18 protein-coding genes are annotated in these 22,488 nt (G+C 69.3%); 3 read left to right on the top strand and 15 right to left on the bottom strand.

The features are described 5' to 3' along the window. Positions 1-71: 71 nt before the first annotated feature. The 7 genes from ACSF8R_RS05695 to ACSF8R_RS05665 form a co-directional block, all read right to left on the bottom strand. Complete coding sequence (locus ACSF8R_RS05695; RefSeq protein WP_434810891.1) at positions 72-4,586, bottom strand: FtsK/SpoIIIE domain-containing protein; 4,515 nt, start codon at positions 4,584-4,586, stop codon at positions 72-74. Between the two features lie 73 nt (positions 4,587-4,659). Next, positions 4,660-6,069: an RDD family protein gene (locus ACSF8R_RS05690; RefSeq protein ID WP_434810890.1), complete on the bottom strand. Its 1,410-nt coding sequence runs from the start codon at positions 6,067-6,069 to the stop codon at positions 4,660-4,662. Between the two features lie 177 nt (positions 6,070-6,246). Beyond that, complete coding sequence (locus ACSF8R_RS05685; RefSeq protein WP_434810889.1) at positions 6,247-7,632, bottom strand: aspartate aminotransferase family protein; 1,386 nt, start codon at positions 7,630-7,632, stop codon at positions 6,247-6,249. Then, on the bottom strand, positions 7,629-8,093 hold the full coding sequence (locus ACSF8R_RS05680; RefSeq protein ID WP_434810888.1) for an Lrp/AsnC family transcriptional regulator: 465 nt from the start codon (positions 8,091-8,093) through the stop codon (positions 7,629-7,631). The genes ACSF8R_RS05685 and ACSF8R_RS05680 overlap by 4 nt, the downstream gene beginning before the upstream one ends. 222 nt (positions 8,094-8,315) lie before the next feature. Further along, the gene (locus tag ACSF8R_RS05675; protein ID WP_434810887.1) at positions 8,316-9,686 is read right to left on the bottom strand and encodes a pyridoxal phosphate-dependent decarboxylase family protein; all 1,371 of its coding nucleotides are present in this window, start codon (positions 9,684-9,686) and stop codon (positions 8,316-8,318) included. 172 nt (positions 9,687-9,858) lie between these two features. After that, a complete protein-coding gene (locus tag ACSF8R_RS05670) occupies positions 9,859-11,556 on the bottom strand; it encodes an amidase (RefSeq protein WP_434810886.1) in 1,698 nt (565 codons plus the stop codon). A gap of 178 nt (positions 11,557-11,734) precedes the next feature. After that, positions 11,735-12,769 (bottom strand): agmatine deiminase family protein, encoded by a 1,035-nt coding sequence (locus ACSF8R_RS05665; protein ID WP_434810885.1) that lies wholly within the window; start codon positions 12,767-12,769, stop codon positions 11,735-11,737. Between the two features lie 66 nt (positions 12,770-12,835). On the opposite strand from ACSF8R_RS05665, the gene ACSF8R_RS05660 reads away from it, so the two are divergent. Beyond that, positions 12,836-13,456 carry a TetR/AcrR family transcriptional regulator gene (locus ACSF8R_RS05660; RefSeq protein ID WP_434810884.1) on the top strand — a complete coding sequence of 207 codons (621 nt, stop codon included), beginning with the start codon at positions 12,836-12,838 and terminating at the stop codon, positions 13,454-13,456. Here ACSF8R_RS05660 and ACSF8R_RS05655 read toward each other — a convergent pair. From ACSF8R_RS05655 to ACSF8R_RS05640, 4 genes are read right to left on the bottom strand one after another with little or no spacing between them, the layout of a single operon-like run. After that, positions 13,453-13,785 carry a hypothetical protein gene (locus tag ACSF8R_RS05655; RefSeq protein ID WP_434810883.1) on the bottom strand — a complete coding sequence of 111 codons (333 nt, stop codon included), beginning with the start codon at positions 13,783-13,785 and terminating at the stop codon, positions 13,453-13,455. The genes ACSF8R_RS05660 and ACSF8R_RS05655 overlap by 4 nt on opposite strands. Before the next feature lie 53 nt (positions 13,786-13,838). Then, entirely contained in the window at positions 13,839-14,423 is a 585-nt protein-coding gene (locus ACSF8R_RS05650; protein ID WP_434810882.1) for a hypothetical protein, read from the bottom strand. Positions 14,424-14,430: 7 nt separating this feature from the next. Further along, positions 14,431-15,099, bottom strand: coding sequence for a hypothetical protein (locus ACSF8R_RS05645; RefSeq protein ID WP_434810881.1), 669 nt, complete (start codon positions 15,097-15,099; stop codon positions 14,431-14,433). Next, positions 15,099-15,806, bottom strand: a complete 708-nt coding sequence (locus ACSF8R_RS05640; protein WP_434810880.1) for a hypothetical protein — start codon at positions 15,804-15,806, stop codon at positions 15,099-15,101. The genes ACSF8R_RS05645 and ACSF8R_RS05640 overlap by 1 nt, the downstream gene beginning before the upstream one ends. Positions 15,807-15,935: 129 nt before the next feature. Here ACSF8R_RS05640 and ACSF8R_RS05635 point away from each other — a divergent pair, with 129 nt between their 5' ends. Further along, on the top strand, positions 15,936-16,172 hold the full coding sequence (locus tag ACSF8R_RS05635) for a FitA-like ribbon-helix-helix domain-containing protein (RefSeq protein WP_434810879.1): 237 nt from the start codon (positions 15,936-15,938) through the stop codon (positions 16,170-16,172). Further along, positions 16,169-16,564, top strand: coding sequence for a type II toxin-antitoxin system VapC family toxin (locus ACSF8R_RS05630; protein WP_434810878.1), 396 nt, complete (start codon positions 16,169-16,171; stop codon positions 16,562-16,564). The genes ACSF8R_RS05635 and ACSF8R_RS05630 overlap by 4 nt, the downstream gene beginning before the upstream one ends. A gap of 93 nt (positions 16,565-16,657) precedes the next feature. On the opposite strand, the gene ACSF8R_RS05625 is transcribed toward ACSF8R_RS05630, so the two are convergent. Genes ACSF8R_RS05625 through ACSF8R_RS05610 form a run of 4 tightly spaced genes read right to left on the bottom strand, consistent with a single transcriptional unit; the run spans position 16,658 to position 22,376 of the window. Further along, positions 16,658-18,028 (bottom strand): NAD(P)/FAD-dependent oxidoreductase, encoded by a 1,371-nt coding sequence (locus ACSF8R_RS05625; RefSeq protein WP_434810877.1) that lies wholly within the window; start codon positions 18,026-18,028, stop codon positions 16,658-16,660. Then, positions 18,025-19,449 carry a gamma-aminobutyraldehyde dehydrogenase gene (locus ACSF8R_RS05620; RefSeq protein ID WP_434810876.1) on the bottom strand — a complete coding sequence of 475 codons (1,425 nt, stop codon included), beginning with the start codon at positions 19,447-19,449 and terminating at the stop codon, positions 18,025-18,027. Before ACSF8R_RS05620 ends, ACSF8R_RS05625 begins: the two co-directional genes overlap by 4 nt. Positions 19,450-19,497: 48 nt before the next feature. Next, a complete protein-coding gene (locus ACSF8R_RS05615) occupies positions 19,498-20,859 on the bottom strand; it encodes an aspartate aminotransferase family protein (RefSeq protein ID WP_434810875.1) in 1,362 nt (453 codons plus the stop codon). 29 nt (positions 20,860-20,888) lie between these two features. Then, on the bottom strand, positions 20,889-22,376 hold the full coding sequence (locus ACSF8R_RS05610; RefSeq protein WP_434810874.1) for a CoA-acylating methylmalonate-semialdehyde dehydrogenase: 1,488 nt from the start codon (positions 22,374-22,376) through the stop codon (positions 20,889-20,891). Positions 22,377-22,488 lie beyond the last annotated feature (112 nt).

Raw genomic sequence — 22,488 nt, 5'->3', positions numbered from 1 at the left:
GGCCGCTTCGGCCTCTTGCGTCGAGAGTATCCAAACTTCCCAATTCATCGAATGGGGAGATGTACCCATCCCTAGGACGTCGCCGCCTCATCGGCCACGAAGGGCATCTGCATCGTGATGGCACGCCCGGCCTGTACGAAGATGCCTCGACCGACGGGGAAGTCTGCACGCTTGATGCGACCGAACGGCGTCTTGAAGATCGACTCGCCGTCGTACGTGTCGGGTTTGAGCACGATGCCCTGCCGGCCCGTCTTCCACTCGCCCAGCACGCCGATGCTGCCGCTGGCGCGTGTGATCTCGGCCTCGCCGATCAGCAGGTGATCGCTGTTGTTCATCGCCTGCAGCAGTGCGCGCATCGGCCGGTCGGCGGGGCCGTCGGCCAGGTGCGGCATGTCTTCGATCACGATCATGATGCGGCCTTCGGTCGTGTCGCTCGTCACGAGCTCGGCCAGCTCCGCAGCCAAGTCCTTCTCGTCCTCGGGGCGGGTGGCGCTGGCCACCCACGGACGGAAATCCTTGAGCTCGGCGCGGCGACTGCCGAAGTGATACATGCGCACCTTCGGATCGAACCGTTCCACGGCCACGACGAGCGCCTTCAGCGCGTTGGTCTTGCCCGACGCGGGCGGGCCCGAGATGACGAACGAGCCGATCGGTTCGAAGCCGTGCGGCGCGAGCGTGTCGTCTGCGACGCCGAAGACCGGGAACTCGCCAACGGTGCGCGGCATCTCTTCGACCGGAACCATCGTCGGCAGCGCGCCGATCTCGGGCAGATCCCGCACGCCCTCTGCGCGCAGCCGTTCGCCGAGCACGCCCAGCGCCTTCGTCTGCTCGACGACGTTCGTGGTGCCGCCCAGCACGGCGATCTGCGCCTCGTGGCCGTCGATGACGGCCCGGCCCGGCTCGGACTGCTCGTCGAGCACGTCGCGGGGCACGCCCAGCAGCATGTACTGGCTCGCGTCACCCATGCGCAGCACGATGCGGCGGGGGATGTTCGATGCGACGGCGCTCGGCACCGCGTTGCCGCGGTCGGCCGTGATGACCGTGTGCAGCCCCAGCGTGCGGCCTTCGCCGAGCATCCGCATGAAGATGCGGTAGAACGGGCCGCGGCCCGGTGCCATCTCCCAGTCCTTCTTGAACTCGGGATAGTTGTCGATCAGCACCAGGATGCGGGGCATGTTCGGGTCGGCGATGTCGCGGTACTCCTGCACCGACGCGGCGCTCGCGGCCGAGAACGCGGCGGCGCGCCGATCCATCTCGCCGTCGAGGGTGCGAAGCAGGCGCTGGATGCGCTCGGCATCCGAACTGTCGACGACTGACCCGACGTGCGGCAGTGCGGCGAGCGGGCCGAGGGCACCCGAGGCGAAGTCGAGGCAGTACACCTGTACGCGGCCGAGGTCTGGGCGCATGCCGGCAGAGGTCGCGATCGTCTTCAGCAGCGTCGACTTGCCCGAGCCCGACGTGCCGTACACGACGAGCGAACCGTCGCGGTCGGGCGAGAACACGCCGGCCTGCTGCAGCTGCTTCTCGGGAACGTCCATCATGGCGATCGGGATGCGGGTGTCGCCCTCGTGCGGCAGCGCGTTGAGATCGACCAGCGGAGAGAGATCGTCGAGCCACGGGCGGCGCGGAGCGGGCAACGCCGCCGTCTCGCTCGCGCGGATCAGCGTGCGCACGATGCGCTTCTGGTCGTTCGGGCCGAGATCCTCCTCGTGCGAGTCCGACTCCGCGGGCCGGTCGGGCTCCCATTCGCTGACCGCACCGAAGCGCAGTTCGCCGACGCGCACCTCGGCGGTGCCCGACTCGTCGTCGGTGGTCCAACCGCCCGCATACGCGGACTGGAACGGCACGAGGCGGCCGGGGCCCGTCTTCGCGATCGCGCGGCCGGGGAGGGTCGCCGGGAACGAGGCGGCGATGTCGTCGTCGACGACGTCGCGCGAGTCGGACTCGTCGGCCATGCGCAGCGCGATGCGCAGGTTCGTGTTGGCGCGCAGGTTGTCTTTGATGACACCGGCGGGCCGCTGCGTCGCCATGATCAGATGGATGCCGAGCGAGCGACCGCGCTGGGCGATGTCGACGACGCCGTCGACGAACTCGGGCATCTCCGAGGCGAGCGCCGCGAACTCGTCGATGACGAGCACGAGCGCGGGCGGTGTCTCGGGATCTTGGCGCTTCTCGAGTTCGAGCAGGTCCTTCGCCTTCTTGCGGTTGAGCAGGTGCTCGCGGTGGTGCAGCTCGGCGCGCAGGCTCGTGAGCGCGCGGCGCACGAGATGCGGGCTGAGGTCGGTGACCAGCCCCACGCAGTGCGGCAGCTCGACACAGTCGGCGAACGCCGACCCGCCTTTGTAGTCGACGAACAGGAACGTCACGCGGTCGGGGCTGTGCGCGGCGGCCATACCCAGCACCCACGCCTGCAGGAACTCCGACTTGCCCGCGCCGGTGGTGCCGCCGACGAGGGCGTGCGGGCCGTGCGTGCGCAGGTCGAGGGTCATCGCGTCGCTCGCGCCCTGGCCGATGATCGCGCGCAGCGTCCCCGACTTCTTCAGACGCGGACGCGGATTGGGGGAGCGGTCGACGATCGTGTTGTTCTGCCGCCAGCGTTCGATGACCACCTGCGGGTCCTCGGCGATCGCGGGGTCGACGAGCTGCAGGAACATCACCGAACTGGGGATGTCGGACGAGTCGTGCACGACGGTGCTCGCGTCGACAACCGGCGCCAGACGGCGTGCCAGCATCTGCATGTAGGCGTTCGAGACGCCCTCCACGCGCACGTGCTCGAAGTTCTCGCCCGCGCGGACGAGACCCACAGTGGCGTCGTTCAGCCCCGTCGTGACGTCGATGTAACTGCGACAGGCGGCCGGCAGTGACTCGACGGTGGGCGCGACGAACACCGCGTGCACGCCGTAGTCCGCCCCGCGCTCGAGCACGTCGGTGAGGCGGCCGCGATCGACGGGTGCGTCGCCGCTGACGAAGACGAGCACCGAGACCGGCGGCGTCTTGAGGTGCTCACCGGCCGCTCGCGAGACGTCGGTGCCGTACAGCTGCGGGTTCCAGTCCTCCTTGAATGGACCGCGAGGGTCGCCGGCGGGGGCGTTGCCCGCGGCCTGCTTCACGTACTCTTCGAGCGAACTGAGCAGGGCTGCCGCCGTCGGGGCGGAGTCGGCCAGCGGTGCGTGACGGAACGGGCTGCGCTCGCTGGAGGTGTGCGGCATCCACTTGAGCCAGTCGAGCTCGGGTGTCCACGACGAATCGGCGAACGCGACCGCGACGACGTCGTTGGGGGCGTGGAGGCCGAACAGCTGCACCGCGATCCCGCGCATCGCATCGGCGACCGGTCCCTGGGGGCCTGCGATGCCGATGGAGCCCGCGTCGGCCATCGTGTCGAAGATCGGCACGTCGTCGACGTACTTGTAGCGTTCACGCAACCGCTCGACGCGGTCGATGAACTCGGGCAGGCCTTCGGGGGTCTCGGTGTCATCGATCGAATTGCGCGCCGGCAGCCGGCAGCTGCCGAGCCGCAGACCGAGGAAGTTCCAGTGCTCGGGGCGTCTCGTCCACAGCAGCGGGCCGAGTCGGAGGGCATGGTCGAAGACCTCGGCGACCGGGGGCGCCTCGGCGTTGCGGACGGCCTCTTCTTCGGGCTTGCCGCGGAAGAAGTCTTCTTCGAGCTGCTCGTACTGCCGCTCGAACAGCAGGAACTCATGGTTCTGGCTCTTCTTGCTCTGCGCGCTCTGGTTGATGATGTTGCCGAACATCATCAGCGGCGTCATCACGATCATGAGCAGCGCGCGAGGGTTGCCGTTCATGAGATACAGCGCGACACCCATCAGAATGGGCGCGATCAGAATCGGCCACGGGAACATCTTGCCGATCTTCTCGGTGGGCAGCCGCGGCGGCTTGAACGTCGTGCCCGGGTAGCGCACCTCGACGCGGGGGCTGCGGTTGAACAGCAGCCCGCCGCCGCGCTCGATGACCGGTTCGTCGGCCGTCGACCCGTCGAACGACCGCGCCAGGCGCAGCACCAGGGTCGTGCCGCCGATGACGAACGGCTCGCCCTCTTCGACGCGCACACGCTGGATCGCCACACCGTCGACGAGCACGCCGTTCGCGGAGTTGAGGTCGACGACCTCGATGTGCGCGCCCACTTCGAGTCGCGCGTGGCGCTTCGAGACCATCGGGTCGGCGAGGACGACATCGTTGCCGCTCTCACGGCCGAGGATCACGTGGCCGGCGGCGATGGGAAACTCCTGCCCGGCAAGGGTTCCGGCGATCGCGTGCAGGGTGCCGACGACGCGGCGCTGGTCGGAACGCGAGAACTCCGGCCCGTAGTTGACGATCGACGCGGCGAAGCCCGATCCGATGGGTGCTTCGCCGATCGGCACGTCGGGCTGCAGGGGCACGAGGCGCTCGCCCGACGGCGGCGCGACGGCGAGGGTGACGACGTCGCCGTCTGCGACCGGCGTCGACCTGCTCGGGTCAGCCTCGGCGACGTGCCGGGCGACATCGCCCGTGGTCGCGGTCGAATCCGTCGTGATGACGATGTCGACGGGGTCTTCTGCGGGGCGGTGGAGGGTCAGCTTCAGCCTCATGCGTGCGACTCGGTCCCGTTCATCAGTTCAGCGGTCAACGTGTTTCTTCCACTTCTCGGCTGTGGCGCACCGGTCACACCCGCACGACGTCGGCCGTGCGGTCGCCGATGCGGATGATGTCGCCCTCGATCGTGGCCACCGCGGCGCCGGCCTCGACGGTGTGCTCGACGCCCTCGCGCACGAGCGCGGAGCCGTTCGTCGAGCGGCAGTCGGTGATTTCGAGGCCGCCGGCGATCGGGCGCACCAGCAGGTGGGTCTTCGACAGCGAGCGGCTCTCATCGGGGAGTGGAACGGCGCGCGCACCGGGGTGCCCGCTGGCATCCGGGTTGCGTCCGAGCAGGACCGGGCCGGAGATGAGGATGCTCTCGCCCGTGTCGAGTCGCAGTCCGAACCGCGCCGCGGGCTGCTGCGCGGAGGGCTTCGCGGCGGCGGGCTGTGGTGCCGCGGGGGTGGGTGCGGGTGCCGGTGCGGCGGCGGGCGCCGGCGTCTGCACTGCCGGTGTTTGCGGGGAAGGGGCGGATGCGGTCGGCTGGGGCCCCGGAGCTGCGGCCGGGAGGGTGGCCGGCGGCGTCCACGCGGGCGGCGCGGGCTGTACCGGCGTGCCGTCGACTGCCGGTGCGGCGCTTGCGTCGGGGGCACGGTAGCCGCCCAGCACCGGCTTGCCTGCTTCGGCGGGCGCGGCTTCGGTGCGCGGCGCCGACTGCGAGAGGCCGATTGACGGACGCTCGCGGGACTCGTGCGGGCGGGCGACGCCGAGCACCCCCGCGCTGACCCGCGATCCGGGGCGATACTCGGGCTGCGCGCCGGGGTCGAGCGGCGTGGCGAGCGAGGGCAGTGCGGAGCGCTCCATCGTGGGCTCGGCTTTGACGACCTTGCGGGCCACCCGCATCCGCTTCTCGTCGTACGGATGCAGGCCCTGGCGCACATCGACGAGCCAGACGCCGGTCGCCTTGTCGTGCCAGCCTCGGCCACGCCCGCTCGGATCGAAGGTGGGGGAGAGGATGAAGAGTGCTGGACCGATCGCCGGAACGAGGCCCGAGCCGACGATGATCAAGAACCGCAGCAGCACCGGCCCGGCTCCGGGCCGCTCGAGGGTGCGCACGTTCACCGAGCGGATGCCGGAGATCGCCTTGCCGATCGTCACACCCTTGCGGCCGTGCAGCACGAGCTGCACGATCGAGAACGCCAGCGTGAGGAGCACCGTGACGCCGGCCATGACGGCGGCGAGTACGAAACTCGGATGGTTGACGAAGCCGTAGGTCGAGACCGAGCCGGTCATGAGCTTGGCGAGAAGCGGCATCGCACCGATCCACAGGGGCAGCTGCAGCAGCAGGAACACGGCGTAGTCGCAGGCCACGGCAAGGGCGCGGCGGCCGAACGGGGCATTGAGCAGACCGAGGGCCGCTGCGTACGCGGGGTCCGGGCGTCCCTCTGCGTCGAGTCCCTCGATCGTCCGCTTCTTCTCGTCGATCTCCCAGATCATGCCGTGTGCTGTCTCCCTCCGCGCCCGTCACGCCGACAGCGGCTCCGGTCAACTGTACGGGGTCGGGACGCACCCCTGGCAATGGGGCGAACTGCCCGTTTTCACGGTGTGTCGAATGCACACGACGACGGCCGACGGGAGCCCCCACCCGTCGGCCGTCGTCGTGTTCGTGCGTGTCTACAGGCGCGTCCAGGCCTCCGTGAGGACGCTGCGGAGGATCTGCTCGATCTCGTCGAACTCGCTCGGCCCGATCGTGAGCGGCGGTGCGAGCTGGATGACGGGGTCGCCGCGGTCGTCGGCGCGGCAGTACAGTCCCGCGTCGAACAGCGCCTTGGAGAGGAATCCGCGCAGCAGGCGCTCCGACTCGTCGTCGTCGAAGGTCTCCTTCGTGGCCTTGTCCTTGACGAGTTCGATGCCGAAGAAGTAGCCGTCGCCGCGCACGTCGCCGACGATCGGCAGGTCGGTGAGGCGCTCGAGGGCCGCGCGGAACAACGGTGAGTTCTCACGCACCCGTTCGTTGAGCCCCTCCTCCTCGAAGATGTCGAGGTTCTCCATCGCGACCGCCGTCGAGACGGGGTGCCCGCCGAAGGTGTAGCCGTGATAGAACGCGCGGTCGCCGTGGGCGAACGGCTCGTAGATCTTGTCGCTGACGACCGTGCCGCCCAGCGGTGCGTAGCCGCTCGTGACGGCCTTCGCGAACGTGATCATGTCGGGCTGGTAGCCGTACGCGTCGCACGCGAAGGTGTGGCCGATGCGGCCGAAGGCGCAGATGACCTCGTCCGAGACGAGGAGGACGTCGTACTTGTCGCAGATCTCTCGCACGCGCTGGAAGTACCCGGGCGGGGGAGGGAAGCATCCACCCGAGTTCTGCACCGGCTCGAGGAACACTGCCGCGACCGTCTCTGGCCCCTCGAACTGGATCATCTCTTCGATGCGGTCGGCCGCCCACACTCCGAACTGCTCGAGGCTGTCGGACGGCGCGCCCATCTCGGCGGCGCGGTAGAAATTCGTGTTCGGCACGCGGAACCCGCCCGGGGTGACCGGTTCGAACATCGCCTTCATCGCAGGGATGCCGGTGATCGCGAGCGCCCCTTGCGGGGTGCCGTGGTAGGCGACCGAGCGCGAGATGACCTTGTGCTTGGTGGGCTGACCCTGCAGCTTCCAGTAGTACTTCGCGAGCTTGAACGCCGTCTCGACGGCCTCACCGCCGCCGGTGGAGAAGAACACCTTGTTGAGGTCGCCGGGCGCCGCGTCGGCGATGCGGTCGGCGAGCTGGATGGCCGGCGGATGCGCGTACGACCAGATCGGGAAGAATGCGAGCTCTTCGGCCTGCTTGGCCGCCGCCTGAGCCAGCCGCTTGCGGCCGTGGCCAGCCGCGACGACGAACAGGCCGGCGAGGCCGTCGATGTACTTCTTGCCCTTGTCGTCCCAGATGTGGTGGCCCTCGCCCTTGACGATGATCGGCACGCCCGGCCCGTCGGTCATGACGGACTGGCGTGCGAAATGCATCCAGAGGTGGTCGCGGGCCTTTTCCTGCAGGTCTGCGGAGTCGTATTCGGTCATGGGGTCCCCCAGTTGTAGAGCTGACGGTGGAGCTTGAGGTACACGAAGGTCTCGGTCTCGCGCACGTTCGGGTGCGCGCGGATGCTGTCGTTGAGGATGCCGATGAGGTCGTCGTCGCTCTCGCACACGACCTCGACGAGCACGTCGAACGAGCCGGCAGTGGCGACGACGTACGAGACGCCCGGGAGCTTCGCGAGGTCTTCCGCCGCCACCCGGATGTCGCCGATGACCTTAACGCCGATCATCGCCTGGCGTGCGAAGCCGAGCTGCAGCGGGTCGGTGACGGCGACGATCTGCATGACGCCGGCATCCGTCAGCTTCTGCACGCGCTGTCGCGTCGCGGCCTCGCTCAGCCCGACCGCTTTGCCGATGTCGGCGTACGAGCGGCGGCCGTCTTCTTGCAGCTGCTCGATGATGGCCTTCGAGGTCTCATCCAGTGGTGTCGCGGTGGTTTTCGGCATCGTTATCGTCCTGCCGCAACGGTATCAGTCGCGGTTCATGCCGTCCACGGTGCTTTTCGTCAGCCGGTCGCTCGGCGGCCCCGGCATCCCGGCATGCACCGGATTCGGATCGTGCACGCAGATTCGGGCCACACGGCCGGGTCCGATCCGAATCCGGCGTCATTGTCCGAATCCGGTGCACCGTGCGGACGGCGGATGGTGGCGTCCGCGGGCGCCCGGAACTCAGGCCATGGTGTCGAGGATGCCGGTGAGGTCTTCGAACGTGGTGCGCGGGTTGAGGATCGCGAAGCGGGCGTTCGTGCGGCCGGCGTGGCTCGACGGGGTGACGAAGGCGTGCTGGTCGTCCAGGAGTTTCGACGACCAGGCGTTGTAGTCGGCCTTCTCCCACCCGCGACGCTCGAAGACGACGACGCCGAGCTGCGGGCGGCGAACGAGTTCCAGTTCGGGACGCGTCTCGATCTCGTCGGCGATGCGGCGGGCGAGCTCGATCGACGACGTGATCGCGTCGCGGTAGACGCCGGCGCCGTACGTGGCGAGCGAGAACCACAGCGGCAGGCCGCGGGCGCGCCGGGTGAGGTGCGCGGCGAAATCCGACGGGCTCCAGTCGCTCGTCTCGGTGAGCGTGTCGAGATACTCGGCGTGCTGCGTGTGCGCGCGGCGGCCGAGTTCGGGGTCGCGGTAGATGAGCGCGCACGCGTCGAACGGTGCGAACAGCCACTTGTGCGGGTCGACGATGAGCGAGTCGGCGTGCTCGACGCCCGCGAAGAACGAACGCGCCGCCGGCGACAGCATCCCGGCCAGCCCGTAGGCGCCGTCGACGTGCAGCCAGACACCCTTCTCGCGGGTCACCGAAGAGATGGATGCCAGGTCGTCCACGATCCCGAAATTCGTCGACCCGGCGGTCGCGACGACCGCGAACACGCTGTCGCCGTGCTCGTCGAGCGCTGCACGCACCGCGTCGCCGCGCAGCACGCCACCGGCATCCGGCGCGACCGGCACGACCTCGATGTCCATGACCCGCGCGGCCGACTTGATCGACGAGTGCGCCTCGGCCGAGCACACGACCCGCCAGCGGTCGGGGCGGATGCCGCGGTCACGCGCCGTCTCCCGCGCAGCCACGAGCGCCGACAGGTTGCCGAGTGTGCCGCCCTGCACAAAGACGCCGCCCGCACCGGCCGGCAGTCCGAACTCGGCTGACAGCCATCGCAGCACCTCGTTCTCGGCGTGTACCGCCCCCGCCCCCTCGAGCCAGGACCCGCCGTACAGTGCGCTCGCCGAGACGACCAGGTCGAACGCGGCCGCCGCTTTCGACGGCGCGCTCGGGATGAACGACAGATACCGGGGGTCGTCGATCGTGAGGCACGCGGGCGCCAGCACGTGCTCGAACACGCCCATCGCCTTGCGCGCGCCGATGCCCGCCTCGCTGATCGTCGTGCCGGCGAGCCGGGCGAGTTCGACCGGCGGCAGCGGCTTGTCGAGCGGGTTGTCGTCGGTGAGCAGCCGGTTGCGCGAATAATCGAGCACCAGGTCGACGATCTGACGGGTCTCGTCGGTCACGTCGTGCATGCGCGCGGGCTGCGGGCGCTGGGTCATCGGGTCTCCTTGGGTCACGTCCATTGTGTGGTGCGGGGGGCGTTTCGTCTCGCTTCGCTCGCTCAACGACCGGGGCTTCGCTCGCGAGGCGACCGGCAACGGTTCTGGTCGTTGAGCGAGGAGCGACGCGACGAGACGAAACGCAGACGAGATGGAACGCACACGAAGCGGGTCAGCCGAGTGGCGGAGTTCGCGGCGGGGTGGTGCGGCGGGGACGGAGGGCCTCGAAGGCGGCGGCCAGGCGCAACAGGGCGGTGTCGTCGTAGGCGCGGCCGGCGAAGGTGAGCCCGACCGGCATCCGGATGTCGGCCATCGTGCCCATCGGCACCGTCACGGTCGGGATGCCGAGGTGTCGGATCGCCAGGTTGCCGTTGGCGACCCAGGTGCCGTTGCGCCAGCCGAGGTCGGCGGAGGCTTCGTTCACGTCCATGTCGGCAGGGCCGACGTCGGCGACGGCGGGGAAGACGACGGCATCCAGGCCGAGGCCGTCCATCCACTCCTCCAGGTCGACGCGGCGGGTCTGCTCCAGGCCGCGCAGGCCGTCGGCGAGCTCGGGCATGTCGTCGAGCGCGGCATCCGGATGCCGTCGCACCCACGCCGGGTAGTCGGCGATGTCGTCGTCGAATCCCGTGTAGCGGTCGGGGAGGGCGCCGGGTGGATGCGGGAAGATCGTCGCACCATCGACGTCTGCGAGCGTGCGCAGCGCGGGGTCGCCGTTGGCGGCGAGGAAGTCCTCCCACCCCCACGCCGACAGGTCGACGATCTCGCGGTGCAGGTACTCGGGGCTGACGAACCCGCGGGTCGCGATCGTCGGCGCGCCGGCGCGGTCGCCCTCGTAGTTGCTGATCACCGGAAAGTCGACCTCGACCACTTCGGCGCCTGCGGCTTCGAGGTCGGCGCGGGCCGCCCGCCACAGGTCGACGACGGATGCCCGGGTCTCGATGCGCTCGCCCGTCGGGCCGCCGATGCCGGTGCCCGTGCCGGCATCCGCGTCGTCATTGAGGTACATGCGGGGGATGCCGATGCGTGTGCCGGCGAGCGTCGCGCCCTCGGCCACGGTCGGGTATGACGCCGGTCGAATCGCGGATGCCGCGGGAATCTCGACCCACGGCTGCACACGCCAGAAGTCTCCGCGGGTCTCGGCGTCGTCCGCGACGATCACGTCGAGCACCTCGAGCAGGTCCGCCATCGTGCGGGTGTGCGGCACGACGACATCCATCGTCGGCACGAGCGGCCAATTGCCGCGCACGGAGATGACTCCGCGCGACGGCGTGTAGGCGCAGAGTGCGTTGTTCGAGGCGGGGCCGCGGCCGGACGACCACGTCTCCTCGCCGAGTCCGAACGCCGCGAAGCTCGCCGCCGTCGCGGTGCCCGAGCCGTTGGACGATCCCGAGCCGAACGGTGCCGTGAGGAACTCGGCGTTGTACGGGCTCTCGGCGCGGCCGTAGACGCCGCGCTGCATGCCGCCGTTGGCCATCGGTGGCATGTTGGTGAGGCCGAGGCAGATCGCACCGGCATCCCGCAGCCGTTCAATCGTGAACGCGTCGCGCTGCGCGACGAGGTCGGCGAACGCGGGGGAGCCTGCCGCGGCGGTCAGTCCGCGGACGAGGTAGCTGTCCTTCGCGGTGTAGGGGATGCCGTCGAGCGGCCCCCGCACCTGCCCGCGCGCCCGGCGCTCATCGGATGCGGCCGCTTCTGCTCTGGCATCCGGATTGCGCACGACGACCGCGTTCAGCGCGGTGTCGGTGCCGAGGTCGTCGTATGCGTCGATGCGCGCGAGATACGCGTCGACGAGCTCGACCGCCGTCGTCGTGCCCGCTTCCAGCGCCGCCCGCAACTCGGCGATGGACGCCTCAGTCACCTCGATCATCGCCCTGACTCCCTACCCGCCACCTGCTCACCTGTCACGATCCCCGGCGCGCAACGCCGTTTCGTGACAGGTGAGCGGCCGGCGGTCGTGCTCGCCTGTCGCAATCGTCGGGCGGTGACCCTCGTTCGTGACAGGTGAGCGGTGGGCGGGGTTGACCGGGGCGCGGGGGCGCGGGCGATCACGACGCCACCGCCGGCTGCTGCTGGGTGATGCAGTGGATGCCGCCGCCGCGGGCGAACAGGCCCCTCGCGTCGACGGTGACGACCTCGCGGCCGGGGTAGGCATCGGCGAGGATGCTGCGGGCGGTCGCGTCGGCCTGCTCCTCACCGAACCCGCATGCGATGACGCCGCCGTTGACGACGAGGTGGTTGACGTAGCTCCAGTCCACGGGCCCGTGGGCGTCGGTGAGGGTCGCGGGGGCGGGCAAGTCGATGATCTCGAAGGTGCGGCCCGCGGCATCCGTCTGCCCGGCGAGCTCTGCCCGCAGCTGTGCGGAGACGGCGTGGTCGGGGTGGTCGGCATCCCGCTGGTCGTGCAGCAGCAGACGCCCGGGTGAGGGGATCGTCGCGACGATGTCGACATGCCCGTTCGTGCCGAAGTCGTCGTAATCGCGGGTGAGTCCGCGGCTGAGCCAGACCGCGCGGGTCGTGCCGAGCGTGCGCGCCATCTCTGCCTCGACGCGCGCCCGGTCGACGAACCGATTGCGCCGTGGGTCGAGCTGCACGGTCTCGGTCAGCAGCACCGTGCCCTCGCCGTCGACGTGGATGCCGCCGCCCTCGTTCACGAGCACCGACGAGACGACCTCGGCGCCGACCTCGGCCGCGATGAGCCGCGCGTGGGCCGCCGAGTCCTGCCACTGCGCCCAGTCGGGCGCGCCCCAGCCGTTGAAGATCCAATCGACGCCGCCGAGCGCGCCCGGCCGTTCGTCGTCGACGACGAAGGTGGGGCCGTGGTCGCGCATCCAGAACTCGTCGACGGGCGCTTCGAGCAGCGTGATCTCGCCCGGCAGCATCCGCCGCGCGCGATCGAGCTCGCTCGGATCGACGACCATCGACACCGGCTCGAACCGGGCGACGACGGCGGCGACCGCTGCCCAGGTCGCATAGCCCTCTTCGCGCTCGGCGTCGGTCTCGCCGAGAGTGAACCCCTCGCGCGGGAACGCCATCCAGGTGCGCTCGTGCGGGTCGGTTTCGCTCGGCATCCGCCAGCCCATGGCGTTCTCCCTCGGTCTGCGATAGGTTATTGATCACGCGATCAATACGAGGAGCGTACCGACCAGATGAGCGACACGTCAACCACCCGCCGCGTGCGCAAGAGCCCCGAGCAGCGCCGCACCGAGGTCTCGGCCGCCGCGATCGAACTCGCCCTCGAGTCGGGACTCGACGCCGTCACGCTGCGCGCTGTCGCCGCGCGAGTGGGCGTCGCACCGGGGCTCGTCGCCCACTACATCCCCAGCATGGACGTGCTCGTCGCCGAGACCTTCGGCGAGATCGTCGCAGGAGAGTTGCGCGGTGTCGTCGGTCTTCTCGAGGGTGTGGATGCCGCGCCGCAACGTCTCGGCATGCTCATCGACACGGTGCTCGACGGGTCGCGCCGCGACGTCACGCTCGTGTGGGTGCAGGGGTGGGCGCTCGGTTCGCGCAACGACGCCCTTGCTGCGAGGGTGCGAGGCGAGATGGATGCCTGGCAGCAGATGATCGCGGCCGAGATCGAGCGCGGCAAGCAGGCCGGAGCATTCGGCGAGGTCGACGCCGACGCGATCGCCTGGCACCTGCTCGCGATGATCGACGGCCTTGGCGCCCACGGTCTCGTGCGCTGGCGCGAACACCCCGAGCGCGCCGACCTCACCCGGCGAGTGCTTGCCGGGCTGCTGGGCGTCGCGCCCGAGGCGCTCGCCTAGGTGAACGCGGGTCGAAGCTCGTCGCTCACCGTGTCGATGTTCTCGGGAGTCACCTTCCAGCGCGTGGCATCCGCATCTTCATAGGTGATCTCGAACTGTCCGGAGTCACGATTGAACTGCACAAGCAGCTTGAGCGGCAGCTTCTGATCCGGCGTGTACTTGTCTGCCAGGTACGCCTGTACTGCAGGCAGGATGCCGGAGGGGCGGGAGGCGACGGCCGAAACCGCACCGTCGGGCGAGTAGGTGTAGCCGAACGTGTTGCCCACACGGCCGTCGCGCAACTCCACGACGATCGACAGCGTGCGCCAGCCCTCTGCCGCTCCGCGCATGTGCTCGATCAGCGCTCGGACAAGGTCAGTCGTCGGATCGCTGGGCCGCGACGTCACTCTTCGTCGGGTGTGGGGTTGAAGAACGGATCCCACTGTCCGAAGGCGGGCACCGCGAACCAGTTCACCGACACGTCGACGTCGTTGTACTCCCGCTCCTCGGTCGACGCGGGCTCGCCGGGACCGCGCTTGGTGGTGCGGACTTCTTTGCCGTACCCCTGCGGCGTGAACTCCATGCGCACGTTGCCCAGAGACTCGAATCGATCCAAAAAGCGATCAGCCTCGGGATAGACGTACCAGACGATCTGGTTCAAGAAGAGTCGAGGTGCGCCTTCGCCCGCGTCGGCATCATCGCCGGTCGCGTACGCGCCCCACGAGTACGACGCAGCCACGCTGCCGTTCCGGTCGAGCGTGTGCAGCACCACCCCGTTCGCCTGAGGGCACATTTGGAGGTACGCAGACGGAGCTTCGTCGTCGACAGTTCGGACGATTCCGAACCAGTCGTCACGTCGTGAAACCGGAAGCGCATACCGCTGCATCGCCTCCTCCGGCGACAACTCTTCGGTGAACAGCCCCCAGCGCTTCGCGGGATGCTCCGGCCCAGCACCGACCTTGTCCGTGTAGATGTATCGCTCAGTCATGACACTCTCAGTTGTACACGTTGCCGAGGACGTCTCGGATCACGACCCGGGGATCCTTGCTGTTCGCATGATCGATGATCGTCTGCGACACAGGCGAGTTCTGGACGGGCACCTCGAGGATCGGGGTGCCGTCGAGCACCTCGGTGTCGTTGATCTTCGTACCGGGGGCGTACTTGTTCAGCACTTCGTTGATGTAGTTGATCGCGGTCTCCGGGCGAACATCGTCAAGCTGCGTGTTCTTGCGCGAGACGATCGCCTCGCCCGGGTCGTACGAGTCCACTCGTTTGCCGTTCGCGAGGGTGACCTCGTTCTGCGGGTACCGGTGGTGGTTCTGGTAGTTGAACTGGTCGCCCTCGGCCATGCGCCTGCGCCAGAACGGCAGGTCGGTATCGGCGAGGCGATCGTTGAGCCAATCCGGATTGCGGCTCGGGTCGATCGGCGGATTGCGGCTCGGGTCGATCGGCGGGTTCTGGCCGGGGTTGTTCGGCGTGTTGGGGGCGTTCGGTGTGTTCGGGGCGTCGTTGAACTCATCGAGACTGTGCACACCCTGGCGCGAGGTCACGACATGGTTGTCGATCTTCTTGGCGACCCCGTCCGGGAGCCGCACGTTCATGTCGTCGGCGCTCTTGCGAATCGCTTCCAGTCCATCCTTGAGGATGCGTCCGGCGGTCGTCATCAGGCGTCCCCTCCGAAGTCGAGGGCGGCGACGTCGGCGACGAACGTCGACGTCAGGGTTTGGATGTCTGCACCGTGGATGCCCAGCGAGGCTTGGGCGTCGTCGAGCGCTTGCAGATCCGCGTAGAACTCGTCGGTGTCGCCGACGGTGTTCTCGACGACCGGTGCATCCAAGATCGCGTCGAGCACGGCAGGAAGCTGCTCGGCCATCGGTTCGATGACCATCGGGGCGATCTGGATGATCAGCTGTTCGACGACGATGTCGACGGCGGCGTTGAGCAGCTTCTTCTTGATGAGCAACATCGGACCCGCGCCTGCCGCCGTGAACGGGTTGGTCAGCATCGCGACAAGCGTGATCAGGGTGCTCGTGACGTCGGCGATGACCTTGATCTTCAGGCCGAAGATGACATCCGCACCGACATCCATCGCCGTCGAGGCCGGGGGCATGATGTCGATCAGTTTCTGCAGGTTGGTCGACCGGTTCGCGTTCCAAGCGGCGACGGTCGCGGGGCCGGTCTTGCCGCGCATCGCGTTCGCGAGATCGTTGTTGACGACCCGGTCGACCGCCTGGATGACGCTCTCGAGGTCGTTGCCGTAGTTGCGCACGAGCACGGCCGCCTTGCGGACTTCGTCCTCGTCGATGTCGGGCCACTCGAACCCGAGCTTCTCCATCACCCAGATGAGCTCGTTCGGCAACATCATTCCCATGGCGCGACCCCCCTTTGGATCGACCGTAGATGCATGTCGGCGGAATGAACATGGGGAGTGCTCCCCATGCCCTGCAGCGCGACCGAAGGCTCCGTTCCGCGCATGAGAACTGCAAGCTATTGTCATGATATGAGCACGCTGCAGGTGAGGAACCTTCCCGACGAGCTGCACGCCAGGCTCGGCGAGCGAGCGCAACGGCTGGGCATGTCGATGTCCGAGTACGTGACGCGTGTGCTGCGCGACGACCTCGCGCGCCCGCTCGTGGAGGACTGGGCGGCATCCGCCCGGGCTGCCGGTCAGGGGCGTCCGATCGACGTCGTCGGTGCGCTCGATGGCGTGCGAGTCGAGTACGACCCGAACGCATGAGCAGGCGGGTCGTCGATGCGAGTGCGTTCCTCGACGCGGTGTTGCCGACGGATCGGCAGGACGCGGCCCTCCGCGCACTTTCGGGGCATGAGCTCTGGGCGCCCGCGATCCTCGATCTGGAGGTGACGTCGGCGCTCTGGCGTCTCGCGCGGACGTCGGCGATCTCGCTCGAAGAAGCGGAGCGGGGGCTCGCCCGGCTCCACGATGCGCCGATCCGACGCGTGGACCATGTGGGGCTGGCGGGGGCGGCATGGCGGTCGCGGGAGGCGATCCGGATCAGTGACGGCTTCTATGTCGCAGCGGCGCACGCGCTCGCCGCTGACCTGCTCACCTCTGACGCGCGACTCTCGCGCGCTCCGAGTCTCGGAGTCACCGTCACACTCCTGCGCTGACGTTTCGTCTCGCTGCGCTCGCTCAACGACCGAGAGCGGCGTGCTCCGGTCGTCGAGCGAGGAGCGCAGCAACGAGACGAAACGCTGCGCCGGTCAGCGGCCGGCGACGACGTTCGCGGCGTGCGCGATCCACGAGGTGCGCTCGCCGCCGCGGGCCTCGATGCGGTCGGCGATACCGTAGGCGGTGTAGAGCCCGTGGGTCGCGAGCCAGCGCAGCGGCTCCACCTCCCAGCGGCGGGCGCGGTGTCCGACCCACGGCAGGCGCACGAGGTCGGTGTCGCGGCGCAGCACGAGGTCGGCAAGCGTGCGGCCGGCGAGGTTCGTTGTCGCGACCCCGGTGCCGACGTAGCCGCCGGCCGAGCCCAGGCCGGATGCCGGGTCGAACCGCACCGACGGTGACCAGTCGCGGGGCACACCGAGCACCCCCGACCACGCGTGCGCGATCGGCACGTCGGCCGCTGCGGGAAAGAAGTCGCGCAGGAGCGCCGTGAGCGAGGCGATCGTGCGCTGCTGCGTGCGGCCGTCGGTGTCGACCCGTGACCCGTACCGGTATGGCACACCCCGTCCGCCGAACGCGATGCGGTCGTCGGCTGTGCGCTGTGCATACATGTAGACGTGCGCAGCGTCGCCGAGGGTCGCGGCATCCGCCCAGCCGACGGCCTGCCAGAAGGATGCCGGCAGCGGGTCGGTGACGATCATCGACGAGTTCATGGGCAGCCACGTGCGGTGCTCGCCGGCGAGATCGGCGGTGAAGCCCTCGGTCGCGCGGATGACGGCATCCGCCCGCACCGTGCCGCGATCGGTCACCGCGCGACCCGGCTCGATCGCGTCGACCCGGGTGTCTTCGTAGATCGTCACGCCGAGGCCTTCGACGGTCTCGGCGAGCCCCCGCACGAGCTTGGCGGGGTGGATGCGGGCCCCGTGCGGGTGCCACGCCCCGCCCAGCGCCCCGGCGATCTGCAGCCGCTCGCCGAGCCCTGCGGCATCCCACAGTTCGACGTCGGTGTGCGGCCAGGTCTGCTCGGCGCGGGCGTCGGCCCGCGTGCGCGCCCACTGGGCGGCGTTGCGGGCGACGACGAGCTCACCGCCCTTGCGGATATCGGCGTCGATGCCCTCGGCATCCGCCACCCGGATCACCTCGTCGACGGTGTCGTTCATCGCGACCTGCTGCGCGATCGCGGCATCCCGCCCGTGCGTCTTGACGTACTGACCGCGGCCGCCGGTGACCGAGTTCACGAGCCAGCCGCCGTTGCGGCCCGACGCGCCGAACCCGGCGAAGCGCTGTTCGACCACCGCGATGCGGAGGTCGGGCTGCAGCGTCTTCAGGTAATACGCCGTCCACAGCCCGGTGTAGCCGGCGCCGACGATGCAGACGTCGACGTCGAGGTCACCCGGCAGTGGCGCCCTGGCCGGTGCGACCCCGACCTGCCGCCACCAGAACGAGACCTCGCCGTTGCGCGTCACGCGAGGCTCGACATGACGTGCTTGATGCGCGTGTAGTCCTCGAAGCCGTAGACCGAGAGGTCTTTGCCGTAGCCCGAGTGCTTGAACCCGCCGTGCGGCATGTCGGAGACGAACGGGATGTGCGCGTTGATCCACACGCACCCGAAGTCGAGGTCGCGGCTGAAGCGCATCGCGCGGCCGTGGTCGCGGGTCCAGATCGAGGATGCCAGGGCGTACGGTACGCCGTTGGCGAGCGCGAGGGCCTCTTCGTCGGTGTCGAACGGCTGCACCGTCAGCACCGGGCCGAAGACCTCCTGCTGGACGACCTCATCGTCCTGGTTCACGCCGGTGACGATCGTCGGTGCGAAGAAGAAGCCGCGGTCGCCGACGCGGGCGCCGCCGGTCGCGACGGTCGCGTGCGCGGGCAGTCGGTCGATGAATCCCTGCACCCGGGCCAGTTGGTCGGCGTTGTTGACGGGCCCGAAGAAGACGCCATCCTCGTGCGGTGCTCCCGTCTTCGCGTGCGCCTCGGTGTGCGCGACGAGGCGGCTGACGAGCTCGTCGTGCACTGAGCGGTGCACGAGCACGCGGGTCGCGGCGGTGCAGTCCTGCCCGGCGTTGAAGTACGCGGCCTCCACGATGCCGGGGACGACGGCGTCGAGGTCGGCGTCGTCGAACACGATCGCCGGCGCCTTGCCGCCGAGTTCGAGGTGCACCCGCTTGAGCTGCTTCGACGCGGCCTCGGCGACCGCCATGCCGGCGCGTACCGACCCGGTGATCGCGACGAGCTGAGGGGTCGGGTGCTCGATCAGCAGCTGGCCGGTCGAGCGGTCACCGAGGACGACGTTGAAGACACCGGGCGGGAGGATGTGCGAGGCGAGCTCGGCCAGACGCACCGTCGTCTGCGGGGTCGTCTCGCTCGGCTTCAGCACGATCGTGTTGCCCGCCGCGAGGGCGGGAGCGATCTTCCAGATCGCCATGTTCAGCGGATAGTTCCACGGCGTCACCTGCGCGACGACGCCGATCGGCTCGCGCCGCACGAACGACGTGAACCCCTCGGCGTACTCCGCGGCGGCCCGCCCGTCGAGGTCACGGGCGGCACCCGCGAAGAACCGCAGCTGGTCGACCGACTGGTCGATCTCGTCGGCGACGAGGCTCGCCCGCGGCTTGCCGGTGTCCTGCGATTCGAGGTCAGCGAATTCCTCCGCCGCGTCTTCCAGGGCGTCGGCGAGGCGGAACAGCATGAGCTGCCGCTGCGCCGGCGTCGTCTCGCGCCACGCGGGGAAGGCTCGCTCGGCCGCGGCGAACGCGGCATCCACCTCGTCGGCGGTGGAGATCGGCGCCCGCCCGTACACTTCCTCGGTGACCGGGTCGATGAGGTCCATCAGCTCGCCCGACGACGGCGACAGCGCCCCGTCGATGACGTTGTGCAGGGTGGTCATGTCGTCCTCCTCGGTGAGAGCGGATGCGGACGTGGGTCCGTCTCGTGTCTACAGGGCGGCGTCGGCCTCGTCGAGCACCCGGTCGATGATGTCAAGCCCGCGCACCAGGTCGTCCTCGCTGATCACGAGCGGCGGTGCGACGTGCACGCGGTTGAAGTGCGTGAACGGCCACAGCCCCGCCTTCTTGCACGCGGCGGCGACGGCGGCGACCGGGGCGGCATCGGCGCCGGCGGCGTTGAACGGCACGAGCGGCTCACGCGTCTGCTGGTCGCGCACGAGCTCGATCGCCCAGAACAGTCCGCGCCCGCGCACCTCACCGACCGACGGGTGACGCTGCGCCAGCTCACGCAGGCGCGGGCCGACGACCCGCTCGCCGAGGTCGCGCACACGCTCCAGGATGCCGTCGCGACGGAATACCTCGAACGTCGCCACGCCCGCGGCGCACGCGAGCGGGTGGCCCGAATAGGTGAGGCCGCCGGGGAAGGAGACGGTGTCGAAGTGGCTCGCCACGGCATCCGAGATGACGACGCCGCCCAGCGGCACGTACCCCGAGTTCACGCCCTTCGCGAAGGTGATGAGGTCGGGCACGACGTCGAACGCGTCGATCGCGAACCATTCCCCGATGCGGCCGAAACCGACCATGACCTCGTCGGCGATGTAGAGGATGCCGTACTTGTCGCACAGGGCGCGCACACCCGGCAGGTAGCCGGGCGGCGGGATGAGGACGCCGTTGGTGCCGACGACGGTCTCGAGGATGATCGCGCCGATCGTCGACGCGCCCTCCAGGATGATCGTCTGCTCGAGGTGCTCCAGCGCGCGAGCCGTCTCCTCCTCAGGGCTCGAGGCGTGGAACGGCGAGCGGTACGGGTAGGGGCCGAAGAAGTGCGCGACCGAACCGTCGCCGGGCTCGTTCGGCCAGCGGCGGGGGTCACCGGTCAGCGTGATCGCCGTGGAGGTGTTGCCGTGGTAGCTGCGGTACATCGACAGCACCTTGCGCTTGCCGGTGACCAGCCGTGCCATGCGCACCGCGTTCTCGTTCGCGTCGGCGCCACCGTTCGTGAAGAACACCTTTGAGAACCCGTCGGGCGCCACCTCGGAGATCAGTCGGGCAAGCTCGCCGCGCACGTCATTCGCCATCGACGGCTGGATCGTCGCCAGCCGCCCCGCCTGCTCCTGGATCGCCGCGACGAGATCGGGATGCTGGTGCCCGAGGTTCAGGTTCACCAGTTGCGACGAGAAGTCGAGGTAGGTGTTTCCGGCGTAGTCCCAGAACATCGCGCCGTCACCGCCCGCGACCGGCAACGGATCGATGAGGGCCTGTGCGCTCCACGAGTGGAAGACGTGCCCGCGGTCATCGGCGCGCACGCGCGCGTCGGCGTCGAGGTCGACGGTGGGGGAGACGGTGGTCATGGTGTCCTTCTTCCGGTGGTGCGAAACCGTCAGTGGTTGCTGGGGAAGCCGAGGCTGATCTGGCTCTCGGACGGTTCGGGCCAGCGAGTGGTGACGACCTTGCTGCGGGTGTAGAAGTGGATCGATTCGGGGCCGTAGATGTGCGAGTCGCCGAACAGCGAGTTCTTCCAGCCGCCGAACGAGAACGCACCGACCGGCACCGGGATCGGCACATTGATGCCGACCATGCCGACCTCGATGTCGAACTCGAACTGGCGGGCCGTGCCGCCGTCACGGGTGAAGACGGCCGTGCCGTTGGCGAACGGCGAGTCGTTGACGAGCGCGACGGCCTCGTCGTAGTCGGCGACGCGGGCGACCGACAGCACCGGACCGAAGATCTCGTCGTCGTACACCTTCATGCCGGGCTTCACGTGGTCGACGAGCGAGACGCCGATGAAGAAGCCGTCTCCGTCGAAGGACTGCGTCGTGCCGTCGACGACGACCGTCGCACCCTCGGCGGCGGCGCCGGTGACGTACGAGGCCACCTTGTCGCGGTGCTCGCCGGTGATGAGCGGACCCATCTCGCTCGCGGCATCCGTGCCGGCGCCGATCGTGAGGCCGGCGATGCGCTCGGCGACCTTCGAGACGAGGGCGTCGGCGGTCTCATCGCCGACCGCGACCAGCACAGAGACGGCCATGCAGCGCTCGCCGGCGGAGCCGTAGGCAGCCGAGACGGCGGCGTCGGCGGCGGCGTCGAGGTCGGCGTCGGGCATGACGACCATGTGGTTCTTCGCGCCTCCGAGGGCCTGCACGCGCTTGCCGTGGTCGGCTGCGCGCGTGTAGATCGACTTCGCGATCGGGGTGGAGCCGACGAAGCTCACGGCCCGCACGGTGGGGGAGTCGAGGATCGCGTCGACGGCGACCTTGTCGCCCTGCACCACGTTGAGCACACCCGCGGGCAGGCCTGCCTCTTCGTAGAGCTGCGCGAGGAACAGGGCCGCCGACGGGTCCTTCTCGCTGGGCTTGAGCACGACGGTGTTGCCGCACGCGATGGCGGATGCCGTCATCCACAGCGGCACCATCACCGGGAAGTTGAACGGGGTGATGCAGCCGACGACGCCGACGGGCTGCTTGACGGAGTGCACGTCGACGCCGCGCGAGACCTGCTCGGCGCGCTCACCCTTCAGCAGGTGCACGAGGCCGGCGGCGAACTCGACGTTCTCGATGCCGCGGCTGATCTCGCCCTTCGCGTCGGAGAGCACCTTGCCGTGCTCACTCGTGATGATGGCGGCGAGGTCGTCGGCGCGCTCCACGAGCAGCTGGCGCAGTCGGAAGAACACGTCGGCACGCTTGATCAGGCTCGTCGCGCGCCACGCCGGGAGGGCTGCTGCGGCGGCGGCGATGGCGGCATCCGTCTCGTCCTTCGACGCGAACGCGACCTCGTGCTGCACGACGCCGGTCGCGGGGTCGTACACCTTGCCGGTGCGCTCGGCCGAACCGGACTCGGCGCCCGCGATGTGGTGGCGAATGAGGGCCATGGATGCTCCTGTGGGGGTCTTCGGGGCGACTGCGAGGGCCCGATCCGGACAGATCGACCGGCGCTCGCTAGGCTGTTCGCGTCCCAGTGTGTCAGAGCAGAAGTGGGTGGCC

The organism is Microbacterium sp. bgisy189, from assembly GCF_965345345.1.
Lineage (GTDB): Bacteria > Actinomycetota > Actinomycetes > Actinomycetales > Microbacteriaceae > Microbacterium.
This window is presented reverse-complemented; position numbering and strand designations above follow the sequence as displayed.

Bases quoted from the DNA above. Each gene is read 5' to 3' on its own strand.
- ACSF8R_RS05695 (WP_434810891.1), bottom strand. From the start codon at position 4,586: ATGAGGCTGAAGCTGACCCTCCACCGCCCCGCAGAAGACCCCGTCGAC.
- ACSF8R_RS05690 (WP_434810890.1), bottom strand. From the start codon at position 6,069: ATGATCTGGGAGATCGACGAGAAGAAGCGGACGATCGAGGGACTCGAC.
- ACSF8R_RS05685 (WP_434810889.1), bottom strand. From the start codon at position 7,632: ATGACCGAATACGACTCCGCAGACCTGCAGGAAAAGGCCCGCGACCAC.
- ACSF8R_RS05680 (WP_434810888.1), bottom strand. From the start codon at position 8,093: ATGCCGAAAACCACCGCGACACCACTGGATGAGACCTCGAAGGCCATC.
- ACSF8R_RS05675 (WP_434810887.1), bottom strand. From the start codon at position 9,686: ATGACCCAGCGCCCGCAGCCCGCGCGCATGCACGACGTGACCGACGAG.
- ACSF8R_RS05670 (WP_434810886.1), bottom strand. From the start codon at position 11,556: ATGATCGAGGTGACTGAGGCGTCCATCGCCGAGTTGCGGGCGGCGCTG.
- ACSF8R_RS05665 (WP_434810885.1), bottom strand. From the start codon at position 12,769: ATGGGCTGGCGGATGCCGAGCGAAACCGACCCGCACGAGCGCACCTGG.
- ACSF8R_RS05660 (WP_434810884.1), top strand. From the start codon at position 12,836: ATGAGCGACACGTCAACCACCCGCCGCGTGCGCAAGAGCCCCGAGCAG.
- ACSF8R_RS05655 (WP_434810883.1), bottom strand. From the start codon at position 13,785: ATGCGCGGAGCGGCAGAGGGCTGGCGCACGCTGTCGATCGTCGTGGAG.
- ACSF8R_RS05650 (WP_434810882.1), bottom strand. From the start codon at position 14,423: ATGACTGAGCGATACATCTACACGGACAAGGTCGGTGCTGGGCCGGAG.
- ACSF8R_RS05645 (WP_434810881.1), bottom strand. From the start codon at position 15,099: ATGACGACCGCCGGACGCATCCTCAAGGATGGACTGGAAGCGATTCGC.
- ACSF8R_RS05640 (WP_434810880.1), bottom strand. From the start codon at position 15,806: ATGGGAATGATGTTGCCGAACGAGCTCATCTGGGTGATGGAGAAGCTC.
- ACSF8R_RS05635 (WP_434810879.1), top strand. From the start codon at position 15,936: ATGAGCACGCTGCAGGTGAGGAACCTTCCCGACGAGCTGCACGCCAGG.
- ACSF8R_RS05630 (WP_434810878.1), top strand. From the start codon at position 16,169: ATGAGCAGGCGGGTCGTCGATGCGAGTGCGTTCCTCGACGCGGTGTTG.
- ACSF8R_RS05620 (WP_434810876.1), bottom strand. From the start codon at position 19,449: ATGACCACCCTGCACAACGTCATCGACGGGGCGCTGTCGCCGTCGTCG.
- ACSF8R_RS05615 (WP_434810875.1), bottom strand. From the start codon at position 20,859: ATGACCACCGTCTCCCCCACCGTCGACCTCGACGCCGACGCGCGCGTG.
- ACSF8R_RS05610 (WP_434810874.1), bottom strand. From the start codon at position 22,376: ATGGCCCTCATTCGCCACCACATCGCGGGCGCCGAGTCCGGTTCGGCC.